The organism is Herbaspirillum sp. Her2 (genome assembly GCF_057961375.1).
In genome coordinates this window covers 4222670-4244144 of record NZ_CM176331.1, presented here as the reverse complement: position 1 = coordinate 4244144, position 21475 = coordinate 4222670, and the positions used below count along the sequence as shown (strand labels likewise).

Genomic DNA, 21475 nt, shown 5'->3' with positions numbered 1-21475 from the left:
TCGTCCTGCTGGCAGCCAGCAAGGACGGGCGCTGCACGAGCATTAACCTGGGCTTAATGCTGCGTTCAATGAGCATTAATCACCGTACCGGGAGCGCGCACCATAATCAGTCCACACCCCGTTGCGGCCTCGTCCCCTGCGTTCATGATCCGGCTGCCGACTGTCGATGGAGCTCCTGATGCAATTGAAGTCGTACTGGCTGGACACCTCATCCCCCTTCGTCAGCACCCACACCGCCTTGCCGGGCGACGGATGCGACGTACTGGTCGTCGGTGGCGGCATCACCGGTTCAGCGGCCGCCCTGGCGCTGGCGCGCAAGGGGGCCAGGGTGGTGGTGTGCGAAGCGGATATCGTCGGCGGTGCCGCCTCCGGCCGCAACGGCGGCATGTGCAACAACGGCTTCGCGCAGGACTACGCTGCCTTGTCACAACGCCTGGGAACGGAATGGGCCAACCGGCTGTATCGCGCCTTCGATGCCGGCGTCGATACGGTGGAACGGCTGGTGCGCGAGGAATCCATCGACTGCAGTTTTGTACGCTACGGCAAGCTCAAGCTGGCGGCCAAGCCCGAGCACGTCGACAAGCTGGCGCGCAGCCAGGCCCTGCTGGCCGCCAACGTGGATGCTGACACGCGCCTGATCACCCGCGCCGAGCTGCGTGACGAACTGGGCAGCGACCGTTACTACGGTGGACTGCTGATGGAAAAGAGCGCCGGCATGCATGTCGGCCGCTATGTGCGCGGCCTGGCCCACGCGGCCCAGCGACGCGGTGCGATCTACCTCGAACACACTCCCGTGCTGGGCCTGAAGGCGCAAGGAGGCGGCTATCAGGTGCAGACGCCTGCCGGCAGCCTGCGCGCCAGCCAGGTGCTGCTGAGCAGCGGCATTTCCCAGGTCGGTCCCTTTGGCTGGATACGCCGCCGCATCGTGCCGGTCGGCGCTTTCCTGATCGTCACCGAACCCTTGCCGGCGGAGCTGCTGGCACAGTTGCTGCCGACGCGGCGCATGTACACCGACACCAAGAATTTTGTAAATTATTTCCGCGCTACGTCGGACAATCGCCTGCTCTTCGGCGGACGCGCGCGTTTCGCGGTGTCCAATCCGCAGTCCGATGCCCGGAGCGGCGAGATCCTGCGCAGCCAGATGCTGGAGGTCTTCCCGCAACTGGCCAAGGTCCGCATCGACTATTGCTGGGGCGGCATGGTCGACATGACGGTGGACCGCCTGCCGCGTGCCGGGCAGCGCGATGGCGTGTTCTATTCCATGGGTTACAGCGGCCACGGCACCCACATGGCCAGCCTCATGGGGACGCTGATGGCCGAGGTCATGGACGGCAGGACCGATCTCAATCCATGGAAAGATTTCGACTGGCCGGCCATTCCCGGTCATCTGGGCAAGCCCTGGTTCCTGCCCCTGGTCGGGGCCTGGTACCGGCTCAAGGATTGGCTGCAGTGAGGTGTGCCGGGCTCACGACGAGCCGGTCGCGTCCGGCGCGCTTGGCGTCATACAGGGCCGCATCGGCCAGCGCCATCAGGCTTTCCAGCGCCAGTGCCGGCTTGGTGTAGAGACTGACGCCCACGCTCAGGCTCACCGCCTCGGGAGTGGCCACGCCCTTGCGCGCCACGTGGGAGAAGGCCATCCGCAACTGTTCGCCGAGATGGGCGACCTGTTCTTCACGCACATCCTGCAACAGGATCACGAACTCATCCCCGCCCAGCCGCGCGGCCAGCGCATCGGCGGGCAAGACTTCACGCAGCAGCGTGCTCAGGGCTTCCAGCAACTTGTCGCCGGCGGCATGGCCGTGCAGGTCGTTGACCTGCTTGAAGTTGTCGATGTCGATCAGCAGCAGCGCGCCCGGATGGGCCTCGCTGGCCCGTGCCAGCAGCGCCGGTGCGCGCGCCTGCAGGGCGCGCCGGTTCAGCAGTCCGGTCAGGGGATCACGTGCGGCCAACTGCCCGATGCGTTCTTCGCGGCGATGGCGCTCGGTGCCGGTCATCGACAAGGCGATCAGCATCACCGCCATCGATCCCTCCACCAGCGACACCTGGATCAGCACGCCACCAAAGGCCGCCAGATCCACGAACGCCCCCAGCGCCAGCGCCGAGACCGCCTTGGCCACATAGAACAGTCCATGGATCAGCAGTACGAAGCGCAGCTGCACCGCGCCCACGCTCAACGACGCACCATGCGGACGCAGCAGGGCGCTGGCCTGCAAGGTGAGGGCGGCGATCATCAGCGATTGCAGTCCCAGCATCACGCGCGACCACCAGGCGTGCACGGGCAGCAACAGCATCAGCAGCCACAGCAAGGCAATCAGCCACCAGGCGCGCGAGATGCGGGTGCGCGTGAACCAGGCCACGCCCGCCAGGAAGCAGGCATGCGCCGCGATCAGCAAGCCGTTGGCGAACCAGATGCCGACCAGCAGATAGCCGCGCGAGCGCAGCAGCGCAAGGAAGGAGCCGACCGTGATGATGGCGAAGCCGCTGCTCCACAGCAGCAGCGAACGTTCCCGGACGCTGGTCCATTCGATGGCCAGGTAGAGCGAAGCGGCTGCCGCCAGCGCGATGGTGAGGATGAGAAGAGTGGAGGGATCGAGAGCCATGACAGGAGCAGCGCCAGTTTGCCGCGCAATAAATACGGCTCCATTTTAGCCTTCCGGCACGATGCCTCCGGAAATCCCTCCGCAGGAGGTGTTGCTGCGGGAGAACTCAGTCTGCCGCCGCTGGCCCGGCAGGTGCCGTTGATGCTTCTCCAGCGTCTGCCGCCGTCGTGCTGTCGGCAGCTTGTTGCGGCGAGAGATGCGGCAGTTTCCTGTTGATCAGGGGCAAGTTCTGACGTTCGCTGCCATCGGGCATGACGGCCTGTTCGGCCGATAACCAGTTGCCGTTGTCTTGGGACATGAGGGTTCTCCAGGTCATGAAAGGGGTTCAGCAAGCCCGGAGCTTGTCTCTTCCACGCCAACAACTCGTTGATAAATCTCAATGGGGCTCATGTTTTGATGGGAATTCTTCTTATTCATTGGATAATACCCGCCATCGGTAGCGCTACCTTGGGCAGGTGGCCGCCGCTTCTGCCTCGCCGCTCGGCGGGCAGCGCAACTGGGCACCACGGGATGGGGATGTGAACGAACTCAAGACAGAAACCGGTGCCGGCGACCACGCGTCCCGGCTTGCATTGCGACAACTGATTCGCGCGGACCAGCTCACGGCGGCCCGCCATACCGTCATGCTGTCGATCCCGGTGGCCTTCGTGCTGAGCGGCATCTCCACTTTCGTGGCCTGGCATTCCGGCAAATTCTGGGTGGCCCTGATCTGGCTGGCCTGCGCCACGCTGGTCAACCTGGTGCGGATCCCGCTGTGCCGCCTCTCACCGCAACGCGTGGCGCAACTGGTGCCGTGGATGGCCCCGCGCGGTCAGGTGCGCGACGCCAGCGACGTGGTGGAACTGAACCTGCGCCTGCACTGGATCCTCGCCCTGATCTCGGGCTTCGCCTGGGCCGGCATGCCCTGGCTGAGCGAAGGCTATACCACACCCGAGACCCTGTTCTATCTGACCTGCGTGTGCGGCATCACGGCCGGTGCGGTCACCCACGGCTTCGCGTTTGCTCGCATCCCGATCAGCTTCATCACGCCGCCGCTGCTGTCGGTGATCTTCAGCCTGTTTGCCTTCAATCGCACGCCGACCCGCCTGGCGCTGGCAGCGACGGCCGTGATCTACCTGGCCGGCCTGATTCGCGGTGCCCGCGTGGGCGAGCGCATGTTCGCGCGCGCCTGCGCCCTGAAGAACGAAGCCACTGCCGCCAGCCAGGCCCTGGCCGTGGCCCACGAAGACCTGCGCCAGTTCGCCGCGCGCATGCAATACCAGGCCGAGCACGATCTGCTGACCGGCCTGCTGGACCGTGCCGGTTTCATGCAGGTGGCCGCGCAGGTCCTGGTGCAGCAGCGGGAACGCCAATGCCTGATGTTCCTTGACCTGGATGGCTTCAAGGTCATCAACGATGCCTACGGGCACGAAGCGGGCGATCAGGTGCTCATCGAAGTGGCACGCCGCCTGCAGGCGGCCTTGCCCGAGGGCGCTACGCTGGCGCGCCTGGGCGGCGATGAATTCGTGATCCTCTATCCGCTCACCGCCCACGCGGAGCCGCCGGAGCACGTGGCGCAGCGCCTGATCGCAGCGATGCGCCAGCCCTTCGCGCGCCTGGCCCATCGTCACATCGGCCTGAGCCTGGGCATCTACCTGTCGCGTGGCGACGATATCAACGAGATGCTGGTCTGCTCGGATGCCGCCATGTACGAGGCCAAGCGCCGTGGCCGCAATCAGTACCAGGTCTTCAATACGGCGCTGGATGCGCATCTGCAGATGAAGCGCGATGTCGAACGTGATCTGGCGCAGGCGCTGGCCGATGGCGAACTGCAGGTGTGGTTCCAGCCCATCGTCTGCGAGGACGGGCGCGCGCTTGATGGCTTCGAAGCGCTGGTGCGCTGGACGCATCGCCGCCATGGTCCGATTGCGCCGCCCGATCTGATCGAGATTGCAGCGCTGGCAGGACTGTCGGAAGAGCTGCTGCGTTTCATCATGGGCGAGGTGGCGCACATGATCCAGTTCATGCGGGACAACGGCCGCAGCGACCTGCGCGTGTCGATGAACATCTCGCCGCGCGAAATGGAGCGCATCATCATCGAGGATCTGGTGGTGGGCACCCTCAAGCGCCAGAACCTGCCGGCGCAGATGCTGGAGATCGAGATCACCGAAGAGACCGCGCTCGACCTGCAGGCCGCCACCCAGACGCTGACCGCGCTGGCGCTGCAGGGCGTGAGCATCGCCATCGACGATTTCGGCGTGGGCTATTCCTCGCTGGGCTTCCTGCGCCAGCTGCACGTCTCGCGCGTGAAGATCGACCGCAGCTTCGTCACCGGCCTGGCCGACCAGACCGAGAACCAGGCGCTGGTGTCGGCGGTGCTGCAACTGGCGGCCTCCTTCGGCTTCCAGGTGGTGGCCGAGGGTGTTGAGAGCGAGGAAGACCTGCAGGTCCTGCAATCCATGCATTGTCACGCCATGCAGGGGCATTATTTTGCCGAACCGATGCCCGCCGAACGCGCGCGCCAGCACGTGCTGGCACTGACTCCGGCCTGACCGTCCGCAGTCCCGCCCGCGACGGCGGATGCACCCGGACAAAGTTGAAGCAGATCAAGCTTTGTGTTCTCTGTCCGGTTTGCGGGCAATCCTGCAATTGAACTCACCTCCGCCTGCGGCTATGCTGCGACACAGCAAGCCCGCATGAGTGCGTCCGGCCTCATGCCATTCCCTCAGGAGGACACCATGTTTCCACCGACGCAGGCCACGCCTGCCGAGCGCTACGGTCAACTCATCCGCGATGCCCTGGGCGCGCAGACGATGCGGGTCGCTGTAGTCCACCCCTGTTCCGCCGAGGCCTTGCAGGGCGCGCTGGAAGCGCGCGAAGAGGGCCTGCTGGAGCCGCTGCTGGTCGGGCCTGAAGCCCGGATACGGCGCGTCGCCGAAGAAGCCGGCCTGTCGCTGGCGGGTCTGCAGATCGAGTCCACCGAACACAGCCACGCCGCCGCTGCGCGCGCCGTCGAGCTGGCGGTACAAGGGCGGGTATCCGCGCTCATGAAGGGCAGCCTGCACAGTGACGAACTGCTGGGGGCGGTCGTGGCCTCCGGCTCGGGACTGCGTACCGAGCGCCGCATCAGCCATGTGTATGCCATGGCCATTCCCACCTATGCCAAGCCGCTCATCATCACCGATGCCGCCATCAACATTGCGCCCACCCTGGCGCACAAGCGCGACATCTGCCAGAACGCCATCGACCTGCTGCACGTGATGGGCGTGCCGCGTCCGCATGTGGCGGTGCTGGCGGCAGTGGAGACGGTCAATCCGGCCATGCCCTCCACGCTCGATGCCGCAGCCCTCACCGTGATGGCCACGCGCCATCAGATCACCGGTGCGCTGGTCGACGGCCCGCTGGCTTTCGACAATGCCATCAGTCTGCAATCGGCCAGCATCAAGCAGATTACTTCGCCGGTGGCCGGCAGTGCCGACATCCTGCTGGTCCCCGACCTCGAAGCCGGCAACATGCTGGCCAAGCAATTGATCTACCTGTCGCAGGCCGAGGCCGCCGGGCTGGTGCTGGGGGCACGCGTGCCGGTCATCCTCACCAGCCGCGCCGACAGCCTGCGCGTGCGTCTGGCCTCCTCGGCACTGGCCCGTCTGTTCGCCTCGCGCAGCAAGGTGCAGGCGGTCGGCAAGGAGGCTGCATGAATCGCTGGCTGCTGACCTTCAATGCAGGATCGTCCTCGATCAAACTGGGCGTCTTCCGGCTCGATGGCGAGCGCGCCAGCAAGATCGGCCACGGACAGCTCGACCTGCATCTGTCTCCCTTGCGGCTGCGCCTGGAGATCGAAGGCAAGGCGTCGGCCATGGCCATCGACGCCGATCCTGCTGCCTCCATGGACAAGGTACTGGAGCAGGTGCTGCACCAGCTGGAAGTGGGTCACGAGCAGGGCGCGCTGTGTGCAGTGGGCCATCGCGTGGTGCATGGCGGCTTGCATCTGGCCCATTCGGTACTGCTGGATGAGCGCATCGAACAGGAACTGGAATCGCTGGCCCCGCTGGCCCCCCTGCATCAGCCGCAGAACCTGCGCCTGATCCGCGCCATCGGGCGCCTGCGCCCGGGCCTGCCCCAAACGGCCTCCTTCGATACCGCATTCCATGCGACGCAGGATGCACTGGCGCGCCGCTTCGCGCTGCCGCGCAAGCTGCATGACGAGGGCGTGCTGCGCTATGGTTTCCATGGCATTTCCTACCGCTACATCGCCAGTGAATTGCGCCGCCGCCAGTTGCCCGAGGCGCATGGCAACGTGGTGGTGGCGCATCTGGGCAATGGTGCCAGCCTGTGCGGCATCCAGAACGGGCGCAGTGTCGATGCCAGTACCGGATTCTCCACGCTGGAAGGCGTGCCCATGGGCACGCGCTGTGGTGCTCTCGATGCGGGCGTGCTGCTGTATCTGCTGCAGCAAGGGATGACGCCGGCGGCGCTGGAAGACTTGCTGTACCACCAGTCTGGCCTGCTGGGTGTGTCCGGGGTGAGCGCCGATGTGCGCACCCTGCAGCAGAGTACGGAACCCTCCGCGCGCGAGGCGCTGGAGTTGTTCGCGTTGCGCTGTGCCGGTGAAACCGCACGCCTGGCGACCACGCTGGGCGGCATGGATGCGCTGGTCTTCACGGCCGGCATCGGCGAACACGATGCGCGCATGCGTGCGGCCATCTGCGCTCGTCTCGACTGGCTGGGCGTGCAGCTCGACGAGAGCGCCAACACCCAGCATCTCGAATGCATCAGCCATCAGGCCAGCCGCGTGCGCGTGCTGGTCATTCCGACCAATGAAGAACAGGTCATTGCCGACGATGCGGCAAGACTCATCCATGGGAGCCCTGCATGACGACCTCATCTGCCAGCCACGCCCGCCATCCCGCACCAGAGCCTGCGGCCTGCGGGCCCGGCTGCGTACCGCTGTTCTGGCCCATGATGCTGGCCACCGAAGTGTTCCGCCAGGGACAGGAAGTGGTGGACAAGCATCTGCGCTTTCTGGAAGAAGAGACCAAACTGCATTCCCTGCATCACCCGCAGATGGCCACCGCCAACCAGGTGCGCCTGACGCTGCGTACGCTGAGCTTGCGCGAATACGGCAAGCCCGCTGCCGCGCATGCGGTCCCGACGCTGGTGGTGGCTCCCTATGCGGGACACACCTCGGTGATCGCCGACTACTACCGCGGTCAGAGCCTGGTCGAAACGCTGATGGAACATGGCGTACCGCACGTGTTCCTGACCGACTGGCACAGCGCCAGCGAGGACATGAAGGACCTGGAGATCGACAATTATCTGGCTGATCTCTGCGTGGTCATCGATGAACTGGGCGGGCGCGCCAACCTGGTGGGTCTGTGCCAGGGTGGGTGGATCTCGGCCATGATCGCGGCGCGCTTCCCGCACAAGGTACAGCGGCTGGTACTGGCCGGCTCGCCCATCGATGCCGGGGCGGGAGAAGGCCCGCTCAAGCAGATGGTGGAGCGCACGCCGATTCGCTTCTACGAAGATCTGGTGCGTACCGGCGGCGGCCTCATGCGCGGCAGTTTCATGCTGCAGGGCTGGAAGAACATGCATCCCGACGAGCATTACTTCAGCGAACATGTGGACTTGTTCCAGCACATCGACGACCCCGTGTATCTGGCCAAGCGCGAGATCTTCGCGGCCTGGTACGAAACGCCGATCGACCTGCCGGGACGCTGGTATCTCCAGGCCATCCGCCAGATCTTCAAGGCCAATCTGCTGGCACGCGGCCAGTACGTGGCGCTGGGCAAGATGCTGGACCTGCGCGATATCACCTGCCCGCTCTACCTGCTGGCCGGGGAACGCGATGACATCACCACACCCGAGCAGGTGCTCAACGCAGCGCAATTGGTGGGCACCCCTGCTGCGCACATCACGCAGCGCGTGGTGCCGGGCGGGCATATCGGCCTGTTCATGGGCGGGCGCACCCTGGCTGAGGCCTGGCCGCAGATCGCGCAGTGGCTCGCTGCATGAAGGCCGACCTCAGATCGCGGAACTGATCGCCACCCGATTGCGGCCCGCTGACTTGGCGGCATACAGGGCCTGATCGGCTTCGGCCAGGAGTTGTTCGGCTTGCGCGTGACGCTGCAAGTCGGCCTGGGCCACGCCGAGGCTGATGGTGACCATGCCGAAACGGCTGTGCGCATGCGGCAGGGCGAGGTGCTCGACGGCTGCCCGAATGCGCTCGGCCACCTTGCTCGCGCCAGCCGCATCGCTGCCCGGCAGGATCACCACGAATTCTTCGCCGCCATAGCGCGCCGCGCCGTCCTCATTGCGCGCCAGGCTGGTCCGCAAGGCGGCCGCCACCTGGGCCAGAACCAGGTCGCCGGACTGGTGGCCGTAACCATCGTTGTAGAGCTTGAAGAAATCGACATCGATGAAGATCACGCTGAGCTGCCGCAACGTTCCCTCGCGCAGGTGCTGCCAGTGGCGCGCCATCAGCTCGTCCATCGAGCGGCGGTTGATCAGTCCGGTCAGGCCATCGATGGTGGCCAGCGTGGTCAGGGTCTTTTCCGACGCATGGCGGCGCAGGAATTCGCTTTGCATCGAGCGGAAGAAGGAGAGGGCGCTGAAGATCAGCAGGATGGAACCGATGATGAGGATGGCCAGCGTCTTCTGCCAGTAGTTGTAGATGTTGCTCTTGGCATAGCCGACGAAGACCATCAGGTTGGTGCCCGGCACCGCGTGAAAGGCGTACAGGCGCTCGACGCCGTCATTGACCGACTTCCAGAAGAAGTGACCGGAGTCCTGCTTCAGGAAACTGTCGAGCATCGGTGCCGAACTCAGATTGCGGCCGACCATGGCCGGGTCATAGGGAATGCGCACATACACTGTGGCATCGCGCGAGTAGATCGACAGGACGCCGTTGTTGCCCACATCCACCCCTTCCAGCATGGAACGGAAATAGGCCAGGTCCAGCACCATCATGGCCACGCCAGCGAAGTTGCCCTGCACGTCGGTGATGCGCCGGGACAGCACGACGACGAAGTAATCCTTGGCCAGCTGGATCGGCTTGGAGAGGAACAGCTTGCCGGCGGGGCTGTCGGCGTTCTGCTGGGCCTGGAACAAAGGCGCATCGCTGAAATCATTGGTCAGCAGCGTCGGCGAACTGCGTGAACTGGAGACCAGGAGGCCGTGCTTGTCGAGCACGGCGGTTTCGACGATGTAGCGATTGGCTTGTCCGCCCGTGAAGAGAAACGATCCCAGCTCGCTGCCCGACACCGGGAAATGCAGCACCTGGCGATAGCGTTCGCCGATGGAATCGAGGACCGAACAGAAAAACTCTGCGTGCCGCTGCAGGCCGCGCTGCATCACCAGCGTGATGTTGGCCGCATGGCCGATGGCCGTTTCTTTCGCCTGCTGGTGACTCTGGTAGATGGCACCGCCGCCGAGCAGGATGGCCATCAAGACCATGATCACCCAGCCCCTTTGCACATCGCGCTTCAGGATTTGAATTTTGGACTCCGGAACGTCACAGACCAGATGCGTGGCCCGTCCATTTCTGTTCCGGGAACTGCCTCACGTGGCTATCTGCAGGAAAGGGCGAGCAGGCAGCCCCTTTTTTGGAAACGGAATATAGCAGCAAGCGCCAGTGCGCGCAGCTTCCAGGCCGCGGGATGCAGCCTGCCAACAACACGAGCAGGGGAGGTCATACCAGTTGTTGCAGCGATTTCTCAGGCAGCAGGACTTGCAACCACTGCTGCACCGGGTGCGGCAATCGCAATGGACGCCTTGAGGAACCACGCCAGCACCGATTCGGCGGTCTTGCCATCGACGATGTGCGGTACGCAGCGATAGGAAAAACTCACGCCCTCGCACAAGGCCATCAGCCCGATGGCGATCTCGCGCGGCGGCGCGGCCGGGGCGGTGCCGGTCAGGCGGCAGTAGGCTTCGACGAAGCGGGTGATCTGGCCGTAGCGCTGCTCCAGGAAGGTATCGAGCTGGGCGCGGAATTTTTCGTCGCGCAAGGCAATGATGCGCGCTTCCATCCACAGCAGGCTGCATTTGTCATCGCGGTACAGCGCCGAGTACTGCACTGCCAGCGCGTCGCGCAGGGCATCGGGGTCGGTCAGTTCGCCACCGAGGATGCGCTCGAAGCCGCGGTCGATGCTCTCGCCTTCACGGCGCAGCAGCTCGAAGAACAGCTGCTCCTTGTCATCGAAGTTGGAGTAGAAGGCCCCGCGCGAGTATCCGGCGGCGGTGCTGATATCCTCCACGCTGGCCTGCGCGTATCCCTTCTGCATGAACACCGCGTGCGCCGCCTCCAGCAGACGTTCCCGGGTCTGCTCACGGCTTTGCTCGCGGCTGAGTCGTTGGCGTGTCATGGGGCTGGATTCTAACACTGTTGTATTCGGATACAGTATTGCATTTGAATTCATATGTGCATTAGAATCGCTGAACTTTTGTAAAGATGCGGAACGCGCCGCGGTCCGACACCTGACACTACCCTTTCCCGAAAGGAATGCTGTGAAGCCAGTCTCCCGTCCGTGTTCCGGCCGTCTTTCCACGTCTCTTTCGGCCCCTCGCCGCGTTCCGCTGGCGCGCATGGCGCTGCTGGCGATTCCCTTAACGTTGTTGCTCTCGGCCTGCAGCAAGCCGGCCCCGGTCGCCGACGCCCCGCGCGAAGTGGTGGTGCTGCAGGCGCAGGAACGCGGCAGCACCCGGCCGCTGCACCTGCCGGCCGAAGTGCAGTCGCGCTACGTAACCTCGCTCTCCTTCCGCGTGGCCGGCCAGTTGGTGGAACGGCGCGTGCATCTGGGTGACGCCGTGCGCAAGGGCCAGGTGCTGGCGCGCCTCGATCCCTCGGACGCCGACCAGAATGCCGCCTCGGCGCGCGCCGAACTGGCCTCCGCCCGCCAGCATCTGGATGCAGCGGAGAAGCAGTTGCAGCGTGACACCGCACAAGCCGCCGAACAGCTCATCAGCGCCCAGCAACTGGAGCAGAGCCAGGATGCGCATGCCGCCGCGCTGTCGCAATTCAAGGCCGCGCAGGCCCGTGCCTCGGTGGCCGGCAACCAGCGCGACTACACCACCCTGGTAGCCCAGCATGATGGGGTCATCAGCGCCGAGCAGGCCAATACCGGTGACGTCTTGAGTGCGGGCCAGCCGGTTTATTCGCTCGCCTGGTCGGGCGCAGTGGACGTGGTCACCGACGTGGCGGACCGCCAGTTGGCCGGCCTGCAGCCCGGTGCCGCCGCCGAGGTCACGCTGGCGGCCCTGCCCGGCAAGAGCTACAAGGGCCGCGTGCGCGAGGTCAGCCCGGCGGCCGATCCGCAAAGCCGCACCTTCCGCATCAAGGTCACGCTGGAACAGCCGGACGCCAGCGTGCGCCTCGGCATGACCGGTGAAGTGAAGATCACACCGGCCGATACGGCGCAGGGCCAGGTGCTGCTGCTCCCGGCCACCGCCCTGTTCCATCAAGGTGCCAAGCCTGCGGTGTGGATCGTGACCAATGATGGCAAGCTGGAACTGCGTCCGGTCACCGTCGCGGCCTACGGCGAGCGCAGCATCTCGCTCTCGCAAGGCGTGGCCACACAGGACAAGGTGGTGGTGCAGGGCGTGCATACCCTTACCGCGGGTGAGAAGGTCAAGCCGGTCGCCCCGCTGCACGCCGAGGACTTCGCCCTATGAGCGCGCCTGGCCGTTTCAATCTTTCCGCCTGGACCCTGCAGCACCAGGCGCTGGTGACCTTCATCCTGGCGCTGGTGACGCTGCTGGGCATCGGTTCCTACTCGCGCCTGTCCCAATCGGAAGACCCGCCCTTCACCTTCAAGGTGATGGTGATCCAGACCGACTGGCCCGGTGCCACCGCGCGCCAGGTGCAGGAGCAGATTACCGACCGCATCGCCCGCAAGCTGCAGGAGACGCCCGATGTGGATTTCCTGCGCAGCTATTCGCGCGCAGGGCAGTCGCAGCTTTTCTTCACCATCAAGGACACGGCCCCGGCCTCGCAGGTGCCGCAGACCTGGTACCAGGTGCGCAAGAAAGTCGGCGACGTTGCGGCGACCTTGCCACAGGGCGTCAGGGGCCCTTACTTCAATGACGAGTTCGGGGACGTCTACACCAACATCTACGCCCTGGCCGGCGATGGCTTCACGCCTGCGCAGCTGCGCGACTATGCCGACCAGCTGCGCGGCGAACTGCTGCATGTGCCGGGCGTGGCCAAGATCGATTACTTCGGCGAGCGCCAGGAGCGCATCTACATCGACATCGGCAATACCCGCATGACGCGCCTGGGCATCAGCCCGCAGCAACTGGCCGACGCCATCGGCGGGCAGAATGCGGTGGTGCCGGGCGGCCTCATCACCACCAGCAGTGACCGTGTCTACGTGCGTCCCACCGGCCAGTTCGACAACCTGCGCGCGCTGGAAGACAAGATCATCCACGTCAACAACCGCAACTTCCGCCTGGGCGACATCGCCACCATCACGCGCGGCTACGACGAACCGCAGGAGCAGGAGATGCGCGCCAACGGCCAGCCGGTGCTGGGCATCGGCGTGACCATGCAGCCGGGCGGCGACGTGATCCGCCTGGGCAAGGCGCTGGACGAGCGAACTGAACAATTGCGCAAGCGCCTGCCTGCCGGGCTCACGCTGACGGCAGTGTCGAGCATGCCGCATGCGGTGGAAAAATCGGTCGATGACTTTTTGGAAGCCGTGGCCGAAGCGGTCGCCATCGTGCTGGTGGTGAGCCTGGTATCGCTGGGCATCCGCACCGGCATGGTGGTGGTGATCTCGATTCCCATCGTGCTGGCGGTGACGTCGCTGTTCATGTACCTGTTCGACATCGGCCTGCACAAGGTTTCCTTGGGCACGCTGGTGCTGGCACTGGGTTTGCTGGTGGATGACGCCATCATCGCCGTCGAGATGATGGCGGTGAAACTGGAACAGGGCTGGAACCGCCGCCGCGCTGCGGCCTTCGCCTACACCAGCACGGCCTTCCCGATGCTGACCGGCACTCTGGTGACGGTGGCCGGCTTCCTGCCGATTGCGCTGGCCAAGTCGGGGACCGGCGAATACACGCGATCCATTTTCGAGGTCTCGGCCATTGCACTGCTGTTGTCCTGGCTGGCGGCGGTGGTGCTCATTCCGCTGCTGGGCTATCACATGCTCAAGGAAAAGCCGGGCGCGCTCACCGATGAACAGATCGCCGCCAATCCGCATGCCGGCCATGATGAGGAAGACCACGATCACCCCATCTACCAGACCCGCATCTACACCTGGCTGCGCCGTTCGGTGGCCTGGTGCGTGGCCTTCCGCGGCCGCGTGGTGATCGCCACCACGGTGCTCTTCATCGCTTCCCTGGCGGCCTTTGCGCTGGTGCCGCAGCAATTCTTCCCCAGCTCCGACCGCCCTGAATTGCTGATCGACCTGCACCTGCCGGAGCGCGCCTCCTTTGAAGCCACCCAGCGCGAGGCGGTGCGCATGGAAGCGCTGCTCAAGGATCGCCCGCAGATCGACCACGTGGTCAGTTTCGTCGGGGTCGGTGCGCCGCGCTTTTACCTGCCGCTGGATCAGCAACTGGCCAGCCCCAACTTCGCGCAATTCGTGGTCACCGCCAAGTCGGTGGAAGATCGCGAGGCCTTGGCCCGCGCGCTGGAAGAGCCGCTGCGCAAGCAGTTCAGCGGGGCACGCACGCGCATGACCCGACTGGAGAACGGCCCGCCGGTGGGCTTCCCGGTGCAGTTCCGCATCAGTGGCGAACAGATTCCCAAGGTGCGTGCCATCGCCGAACAGGTGGCGGCTGAATTGCGCAAGGAGAGTCGCGCCACCAACATCCAGTTCGACTGGGATGAACCGGCCCAGCGTTCGGTGTCCTTCGAGATCGACCAGAAGCGTGCCGGCGAACTGGGGTTGAGCAGCCAGCAGATTGCCAATTTCCTGGCGATGCAATTGTCGGGCTTCACGGTGACTCAATACCGCGAACGCGACAAACTCATTGGCGTCGACCTGCGGGCCCCGCGCAGCGAGCGGGTTGATCCGTCGCGCCTGGCTACCTTGTCCATGCCGACCGCCAACGGCCCGGTGCCGCTGGCCGCGCTCGGCCAGTTCCACAATACGCTGGAATACGGCGTGATCTGGGAGCGTGATCGCCAACCGACGATTACCGTATTGGCTGACGTGCGCGCCGGCGTGCAGGGCATCGACGTCACCAATGACGTCAACCGCAAGCTCGATGCGCTGCGTGGCGAGCTGCCGGTGGGCTATCGCATCGACGTCGGCGGACCCGTGGAAGAGAACGCCAAGGCGCAATCCTCGATCTCGGCGCAGATGCCGCTGATGATCATTGCCGTGCTGCTGTTGCTGATGGTGCAGTTGCAGAGTTTCGGCCGCACCCTGATGGTGGTCATGACCGCACCGCTCGGATTGATCGGCGTGGTGGGCGCACTGCTGCTGTTCGGCCAGCCCTTCGGCTTCGTCGCCATGCTGGGTACCATCGCCATGCTGGGCATCATCATGCGCAACTCGGTGATCCTGGTGGACCAGATCGAGCAGGACATCGCCGCAGGACGTGGCCGCTTCGATGCAATCGTCGGTGCCACCGTGCGCCGCTTCCGTCCGATCACGCTGACTGCGGCGGCGGCCGTGCTGGCGCTGATTCCGCTGTTGCGCAGCAACTTCTTCGGTCCGATGGCCACTGCCCTGATGGGCGGTATCACCATCGCCACCATCCTGACCCTGTTCTACCTGCCGGCGCTGTATGCGCTGTGCTACCGGGTCAAGCCGGATGAAACCCATCACCGCGACCACGCCGCGCAAGGGAGCCACTGATGAGCGCCGTTCGTTTGATGTTCGCCCCGCAGGTGCGCCCTCTGGCGCTGGCCGCCGTACTGCTGCTGTCGGGTTGCGCGCTGGGCCCGACCGGCGAAGCACCGGCCGTGCCGCAACCGGTCCACTACGCCGCCGAGGCCACCCCGGCCACGCTGGGTCCGCAGGAGGCGCGCCAGACCTTCGTACTGGGCCAGCGCAGCGTGCCGCAATGGTGGCGCGCCTTTGGTTCGGCGGATTTGTCCGCCTGGGTCGAGGAGGCGCTGCGCAGCAATCATTCGCTGGCTGAAGCGGATCGCAACCTGGCCAGTGCGCGCCTGCAATTGCGTGCGCAGATCGATGAATCGCTGTGGCCGACCATCGACGCGGTCGGCCAGGCCCAGCGCCAGCGCGCCCTGGGTCTGCCCAATCTTGGCCCGACCACCAACCTGTACAACGTCTTCGCCGGCCAGATCCGCGCCAGCTATACCTTCGACCTGTTCGGCGTGGAGCGCTTCGCCAACTCGGCGCTGGCCGCCCAGGTCGATGCCCAGTCCTACCAGTTCGATGCGGCACGCCGCGCGGTAGCGGCCAATGTGGTCATCACGGCCATCAATGCCGCCTCCCTGCGCGCGCAGGTGGCCGACACCGAGCGCCTGGTGGCGCTGGCCGATGCCGACGTGGGGGAATTGCAGCGGCGTCTGGCGCTCGGTGCCGTGTCCAATGACGATGTCCTGTCCGCGCGCGCCAATGCGCAATCGCTGCGCGCCAGCCTGCCCGCCCTGAAAGCGCAATGGCAGGGCGCACGTCACGCGCTGGCGGTACTGATGGGCCGCACGCCGGATGCCGCACCGGCCGATCTCGACATCACGCGCCTGAAGCTGCCCGAACAGGTGCCGATGACGGTGCCTTCGGAATTGCTGAAACAGCGCCCCGACATTCTCGCGGCCGATGCCGCATTGAAGGTGGCGGCCGCACAGCAGGCGCTGGCGACAGCGGAGATGTTCCCCAGCCTGTCGATCAGCGCATCGTTCGGCCAGTCCGGTTTCTCCTGGGCCAAGGCCACCAGCGGTGCGGGAGCCGTGTGGGGTCTGGGCGCATCGCTGACGCAGCCGCTGTTCCATGGCGGTGCCCTGCGCGCCAAGCGCGATGCCAGCAAGGAAGCCTACCTCGCGGCCGAGGCGCATTATCGCCAGACCGTGTTGAATGCTTTCCAGAACGTGGCCGATAGTCTGGTGGCCTTGACGCAGGATGCCGACGCCTTGCAGGCCTCGGCGGCGGCACGCGCGGCCACCGAGCAGGGCTGGCGCAATGCGCAGCGGCGCGCGCAACTGGGTGCTTATCCGGCCAGTGCTGCGCGGGCCGGCGAACGCCAGTATCTCAATGCGAGGCTGGGTGAAATTCGCGCAACCGCCAGCCGCATGAACGATACGGCCACGCTGTACCAGGCCATGGGCGTGGGGTTGGACGCACCGCCGCAGCAGGCCGCCCAGCCCTGAGGATCGCGCAGTTCAGCCACCGGTGTACTGGTGGAACAGGTGGCTGAACAGCCGTGTCAGGTCCTTGAACAGCATCGCCCCGCCGCGTCCGGCGTGGGCCTCGACAGTCATGCTCAACATGCCGATGAACACGGCCAGGCGCAGGGTGGTGGTATGCATGATGTTCTCCTTGGGTTGCGGTGTCGATGGAGACATCGTGCGCCGCTGCCATCACGGCCGTATGTCAAAAAACCACGCGCGTATTTCAGCTGAAATATTTTCTCTTTCCTGTCAGTGATTCGTCAGTCACGCGACGCGCAGCTCGGCTATATTCTCGCAGGATGGCAGGCCTCCGGCCCGCCATCGAGGGATGCGGCAACGATAACGACAACACGCGCGGGCGCGCAAGGAACATCGGGGATTTCATGTTGAGAATGCTGGTATGCATGGCAGCCTTGCTGCTGAGCGGTTGTGCCTCCATCACGGGCACGCAGACGCAACCCGTTTCGATTCAGGCCACGCAGGGCAACCAGATCATCTCGGGCGCCACGTGTACCCTCACCAATGACGCGGGCCAATGGTTCGTGAAGACGCCGGGCAGTGTCACCGTCAGGAAGAGTACCGCCGACCTCTTCGTGGAATGCGCCAAGGATGGCGTGACCGGACAAGTCAAAGCCGTCTCCCGGGCCAACAACAATGTCTGGGGCAACGTCTTCGCGGGTGGGCTGATCGGCTATGCCATTGACCGCAACAGCGGTGCCGGCTTTGATTATCCCGAGACGGTCACGGTGATCCTGGGCGGCAAGCTGGGCATGATGTCCCCCTCTGGCGTGGCCGGGGCGGCACCTCCCAACGGCAGCAACGTGGGCACGGTCAGCATCGATCCAAGCCCGCCGGACGGCCGCTGGCGCGCTGTCATGTCCTGCGATGCCAACCGCTTCAACAAGGATTCACAGCCCTTCCAGGCCAACTTCAACGCCCAGGTGGACGGCAACCGTGTGGTCATCCGACGGCGCAACAAGATTGCCGAAGAAGTGATGTCGGGCACCATCTCCGGCGAGTCCCTGAGCCTGGCCGGGATGGGTTACCGGCTGGAGAACCCGGCCAATTCGTGGACCTTCAAGATTGACGGCGTCTTCATGGGCAACGGCAAGATCTACAACGGCAAAGGCGCGCAGCTGGCCAAGAATGGCACGACTGCACGCCTTTGCACGGTACTCATGATCCACACCGATGTGCCGCCCCCGGTACCACCGCAAACGCCCGAGGCGGGCGTCGCGACCCTGCAGTAAGCGCGGGCCGCGATCCTTCAGCCCTTGCTGGCCCCGAAGGTCAGCCCGGCCACGAATTGCTTCTGCATCACGAAGAACAGGATCACCGAAGGCAGCGCTGCCAGGATGGAACCGGCCGAGACCAGGTTCCAGGCCGTGGTCCATTGCCCGCGCAGCGCCGCCACGCCCACGGTGATGGGCGCCACGTCATCGCCCTGGGTCAGCACCAGCGCCCAGAAGTAATCATTCCATACGAAGGTAAATACCAGCACCGCCAGCGCTGCCAGTGCCGGGCGAATCAGCGGCAGCACGATGCGATAGAACACGGTCCACTCGCCGGCCCCTTCGATGCGCGCCGCCTCGATCATCTCGAAGGGCAGCTGCTTGATGAAATTGCGCAGGAACAAGGTACAGAATCCGGTCTGCATGGCGATATGAAACAGCATCATCCCGGTGATGGTGTTGAACAGGCCCAGCGACAGCGACAGGTCGCGCACCGGAATCATCAGGATCTGCTGCGGCACGAAGTTGCAGGCCACGAAGGTGGCGAACAGCACCGTGTTGCCACGAAACTGGTAAGTGGACAGCGCAAAGCCGGCCATGGCCGCCAGCGAGATGGCGCCGATCACCGAGGGGATGGTGATGAGGCAGCTGTTCCAGAAGTAATGCAGCATGGGCGAGGCGGTCAGCGCCTCGCGGTAATTCTCCAGCATGGCGAAGTCCTGCGGCCAGCCCCAGTAGTTGCCGGCCATCAGTTCATCGTTGGAGCGGATCGAGGTGACCAGCGCGGTCAGCATCGGCAGCAGCCAGATCAGCAGCGCCACCGGCAGCGAAGCCCGGTAGAGCGCGCGGTTGATCGGCTTCCATTTTTCTATCGGCATGGGGAACATGGCGATCTCTCTTTTCTCTTGAGCGTTGGGCGATGGACGTGCAGCGACGGATGATCAGCGTTCGTCGCGCAGCATGCGGCGCAGTTGATAGATGATGTAGACCAGCATGATGGCAAACAGCGTCACCGCCACGGCCGCCGAATATCCCTGGCGGTAATACTTGATGGCCTGGTCATAGGCGTAATACGCCAGCACGGTGGAGCTTTCGTAAGGACCGCCGCTGGTCATCACCGAGATCAGGTCGAAGCTGCGCAGCGCCCCGATGATGCTGACCACGAAGGCCATGAAGGTGGTTGAACGCAACTGCGGCAGGATCACGTAGCGCAGCATGCTCCAGCCCTTGGCCCCTTCCATGCGGGCGGCTTCCACCTGGTCATGGTTCAGGGCGGTCAGGCCGGTGAGGAACAGGATCATGCAATACGCCGTCTGCGGCCACAGGGCGGCGAAGATGATGCCGAAGGTGGCATAGCGCGCATCGCCCAGCACCGGCACGCCCTGGCCCAGGATCAGCGACAGCAGGCCGAAGCTGGGATCATAGAACCAGCTGTAGATCAGCCCGACCACCACGCCCGAGAGCACGAAGGGCGCGAAGAACAACGACTTCACCACGCGCATGCCGGCCACTTTCTGGTTCAGGTAAAGCGCGATGGCCAGGCCCATGGGCGGGGCCAGCAGGAACATGAGCAGCCACAGCACGTTGTTCTTCAAGGCCGTATAGAAGGTCGGCGCATGGAACAGTTCGATGTAGTTGGCCAGGCCCACGTATTTGGGAGCGGTCATGCCATCCCAGCTGAAGAAGCTGAGATAGATCGTATAGAGAATCGGGTACAGCACGTAGACCAGCGTCATCACGCAGGCCGGCGCCAGGAACCAGAAGGCGGCGCGATTGCGGCGGGCGGCACTGCGCTGCGGGCCGGAGACCGGCGTGGCAGCAGGTTGGGTCGCAGGCGGCTGCGCGGCGGATGTGGGCGCTAGCATGGCGGGGGCTCCTTCTTTTTCTGCGGGCCATTCCGCTGCTGCACGGGGCAGGCGGAATGGCCCGGATGGGCTGCCTGGACCAGCCAGGCATCAACAACGACGATCAGGACTTCTTGTAGATACGCTTGCGGCTTTGTTCCAGCTCGTTGAGCACGTCATCGATCTTGGTCGGATCGCTGACGAACTTCTGCATGCCCTTCATGCCTTCATCGGCCATTTCCTTGGTCATGTCGCGATCATAGAACTGCGAGATGCCGCCCTTGGCGTTGGAGAGGATCTCGAAGCCGATGCGCGAGATCGGATCGGCCGGGGCCGGCGACTTGCTGTTGGCCGGCAGCGAACCCAGGCCATCGGCCAGCTTGGCGCTGATGGCCGGCGTGCCGACGAAGGCGATGAAGCGGCGCGCATCGGTCTTGTTGCGGGCCTTGGCCGGGATGTGGATGGATTCGGTCGGACCTTCTTCGGCGGTCGGCACATTGGCATCGATGATGGGGAACTGGAAGTAACCCATCTCCGGTGCCAGCTTGGCCGGGAAGCCCTTGGCGATGAAGGTGCCCATCAGCATCATGGCGGCCTTGCCCTGGAACAGGAAGGGCTGGGCGCCATCCAGGTCATAGGACAGCGCATTGTCGATGAAATACTTGTTGTCGATCAGGCTCTTCCAGGCGGTGTAGACCTTCTTGACGCGCGGGTCGGTGTAGGCGACGTCGCCGGCCATCAACTGCTGGTGGAAGGCGTTGCCGTTGATGCGCAGGTCGAGGTAATCGAACCAGCCGGCCAGGGTCCAGGCGTCACGGCCACCCACGGCGATGGGGGCGATGCCGGCGGCCTTGAGCTTCTTGCAGGCCTCCAGGAATTCATCCCAGCTCTTGGGTTCGGCCGCGATGCCGACCTTCTTGAACAGGTCCTTGCGATAGAACATGCCCCAGGAGTAATACACGGTCGGTGCCGAGTATTGCTTGCCCTGCCAGGACGAGGCTTCCTTGGTGGAGGCGTAGGTGCTGTCCCAGCCGTTCTTCTTCCAGTCTTCGCTCAGGTCTTCCAGCAGGCCGCGGCTGGCGTAGAAGGCCATGCGTTCGCCGTTGTGCCAGTTGATGATGTCCGGGGCCTGGGTCGAGAGCCAGCCCGGCAGTTGTACCTTGTAGGCTTCTTCCTCGATGAAGGACACCTTGACGTCGACGTCCGGGTTGGCCTTCTTGAATTCATCGACCGTGGATTGCCACACGGTGCGCTGTACGGCGCCCTTGTAGGCGATGTTGACGGCCAGCGTGCCGGCCAGGGCGGCGGCGCTCCAGGCGGCGGAGGCGGCCAGGCAGCCGGCGATCACGGTCATGCGCATCATTTTCTTCATTGTTGTCTCCGAATGTTTGGTTCAGACAGTTGAAACCATTGAAACCGCTAAACAGTTTATAAAATTTATAAAGTTTAAAAAGTCTTGAAGTTCTAAAAAGTTGATACGGCGGTGTCGTGGATCTTCCAGATTTTTCCAGG

Annotated in this window: 17 protein-coding genes; 9 read left to right on the top strand and 8 right to left on the bottom strand. The window is 64.5% G+C overall.

Features of this window, described 5'->3' with window-relative positions; all coding sequences use genetic code 11:
- The first annotated feature begins 178 nt into the window (after window positions 1-178).
- A complete protein-coding gene (locus ACWHXP_RS19280; protein ID WP_489635266.1) occupies window positions 179-1453 on the top strand; it encodes an NAD(P)/FAD-dependent oxidoreductase in 1275 nt (424 codons plus the stop codon).
- Here ACWHXP_RS19280 and ACWHXP_RS19275 read toward each other — a convergent pair.
- Together ACWHXP_RS19275 and ACWHXP_RS19270 are read right to left on the bottom strand one after the other, a co-directional pair.
- Entirely contained in the window at window positions 1434-2600 is a 1167-nt protein-coding gene (locus ACWHXP_RS19275; protein ID WP_489624399.1) for a GGDEF domain-containing protein, read from the bottom strand. The genes ACWHXP_RS19280 and ACWHXP_RS19275 overlap by 20 nt on opposite strands.
- 106 nt (window positions 2601-2706) lie before the next feature.
- Window positions 2707-2898, bottom strand: a complete 192-nt coding sequence (locus tag ACWHXP_RS19270) for a hypothetical protein (RefSeq protein ID WP_134221096.1) — start codon at window positions 2896-2898, stop codon at window positions 2707-2709.
- Between the two features lie 220 nt (window positions 2899-3118).
- On the opposite strand from ACWHXP_RS19270, the gene ACWHXP_RS19265 reads away from it, so the two are divergent.
- The 4 genes from ACWHXP_RS19265 (at window position 3119) to ACWHXP_RS19250 (ending at window position 8594) form a co-directional block, all read left to right on the top strand.
- Window positions 3119-5131, top strand: coding sequence for a putative bifunctional diguanylate cyclase/phosphodiesterase (locus ACWHXP_RS19265; protein ID WP_489635267.1), 2013 nt, complete (start codon window positions 3119-3121; stop codon window positions 5129-5131).
- Between the two features lie 63 nt (window positions 5132-5194).
- The gene (locus ACWHXP_RS19260) at window positions 5195-6277 is read left to right on the top strand and encodes a bifunctional enoyl-CoA hydratase/phosphate acetyltransferase (protein ID WP_489624401.1); all 1083 of its coding nucleotides are present in this window, start codon (window positions 5195-5197) and stop codon (window positions 6275-6277) included.
- On the top strand, window positions 6274-7455 hold the full coding sequence (locus ACWHXP_RS19255) for an acetate/propionate family kinase (protein ID WP_489635268.1): 1182 nt from the start codon (window positions 6274-6276) through the stop codon (window positions 7453-7455). Before ACWHXP_RS19260 ends, ACWHXP_RS19255 begins: the two co-directional genes overlap by 4 nt.
- A complete protein-coding gene (locus ACWHXP_RS19250; RefSeq protein ID WP_489635269.1) occupies window positions 7452-8594 on the top strand; it encodes an alpha/beta fold hydrolase in 1143 nt (380 codons plus the stop codon). Before ACWHXP_RS19255 ends, ACWHXP_RS19250 begins: the two co-directional genes overlap by 4 nt.
- Before the next feature lie 9 nt (window positions 8595-8603).
- Here ACWHXP_RS19250 and ACWHXP_RS19245 read toward each other — a convergent pair whose 3' ends face one another.
- Window positions 8604-10034 (bottom strand): sensor domain-containing diguanylate cyclase, encoded by a 1431-nt coding sequence (locus ACWHXP_RS19245; RefSeq protein ID WP_489625521.1) that lies wholly within the window; start codon window positions 10032-10034, stop codon window positions 8604-8606.
- A gap of 260 nt (window positions 10035-10294) precedes the next feature.
- On the bottom strand, window positions 10295-10945 hold the full coding sequence (locus ACWHXP_RS19240) for a TetR/AcrR family transcriptional regulator (RefSeq protein WP_051057342.1): 651 nt from the start codon (window positions 10943-10945) through the stop codon (window positions 10295-10297).
- Between the two features lie 220 nt (window positions 10946-11165).
- On the opposite strand from ACWHXP_RS19240, the gene ACWHXP_RS19235 reads away from it, so the two are divergent.
- The 3 genes from ACWHXP_RS19235 to ACWHXP_RS19225 are packed head-to-tail and all read left to right on the top strand — an operon-like array spanning window position 11166 to window position 16866.
- A complete protein-coding gene (locus ACWHXP_RS19235) occupies window positions 11166-12251 on the top strand; it encodes an efflux RND transporter periplasmic adaptor subunit (RefSeq protein WP_489635842.1) in 1086 nt (361 codons plus the stop codon).
- Window positions 12248-15391, top strand: coding sequence for an efflux RND transporter permease subunit (locus tag ACWHXP_RS19230; RefSeq protein WP_343726029.1), 3144 nt, complete (start codon window positions 12248-12250; stop codon window positions 15389-15391). The genes ACWHXP_RS19235 and ACWHXP_RS19230 overlap by 4 nt, the downstream gene beginning before the upstream one ends.
- Window positions 15391-16866: an efflux transporter outer membrane subunit gene (locus tag ACWHXP_RS19225; RefSeq protein ID WP_489635270.1), complete on the top strand. Its 1476-nt coding sequence runs from the start codon at window positions 15391-15393 to the stop codon at window positions 16864-16866. The genes ACWHXP_RS19230 and ACWHXP_RS19225 overlap by 1 nt, the downstream gene beginning before the upstream one ends.
- A 12-nt stretch (window positions 16867-16878) precedes the next feature.
- On the opposite strand, the gene ACWHXP_RS19220 is transcribed toward ACWHXP_RS19225, so the two are convergent.
- Window positions 16879-17025, bottom strand: coding sequence for a hypothetical protein (locus tag ACWHXP_RS19220; RefSeq protein WP_158601263.1), 147 nt, complete (start codon window positions 17023-17025; stop codon window positions 16879-16881).
- A 245-nt stretch (window positions 17026-17270) separates the two neighbouring features.
- Here ACWHXP_RS19220 and ACWHXP_RS19215 point away from each other — a divergent pair, with 245 nt between their 5' ends.
- Window positions 17271-18137: a hypothetical protein gene (locus ACWHXP_RS19215; RefSeq protein WP_489635271.1), complete on the top strand. Its 867-nt coding sequence runs from the start codon at window positions 17271-17273 to the stop codon at window positions 18135-18137.
- A gap of 17 nt (window positions 18138-18154) precedes the next feature.
- On the opposite strand, the gene ACWHXP_RS19210 is transcribed toward ACWHXP_RS19215, so the two are convergent.
- From ACWHXP_RS19210 to ACWHXP_RS19200, 3 genes are all read right to left on the bottom strand, one after another.
- Window positions 18155-19006 carry a carbohydrate ABC transporter permease gene (locus tag ACWHXP_RS19210; protein WP_489635272.1) on the bottom strand — a complete coding sequence of 284 codons (852 nt, stop codon included), beginning with the start codon at window positions 19004-19006 and terminating at the stop codon, window positions 18155-18157.
- 54 nt (window positions 19007-19060) lie between these two features.
- A complete protein-coding gene (locus ACWHXP_RS19205; RefSeq protein WP_034331164.1) occupies window positions 19061-19984 on the bottom strand; it encodes a carbohydrate ABC transporter permease in 924 nt (307 codons plus the stop codon).
- 103 nt (window positions 19985-20087) lie between these two features.
- Window positions 20088-21335 (bottom strand): ABC transporter substrate-binding protein, encoded by a 1248-nt coding sequence (locus ACWHXP_RS19200; RefSeq protein WP_051057388.1) that lies wholly within the window; start codon window positions 21333-21335, stop codon window positions 20088-20090.
- Between the last annotated feature and the right edge of the window lie 140 nt (window positions 21336-21475).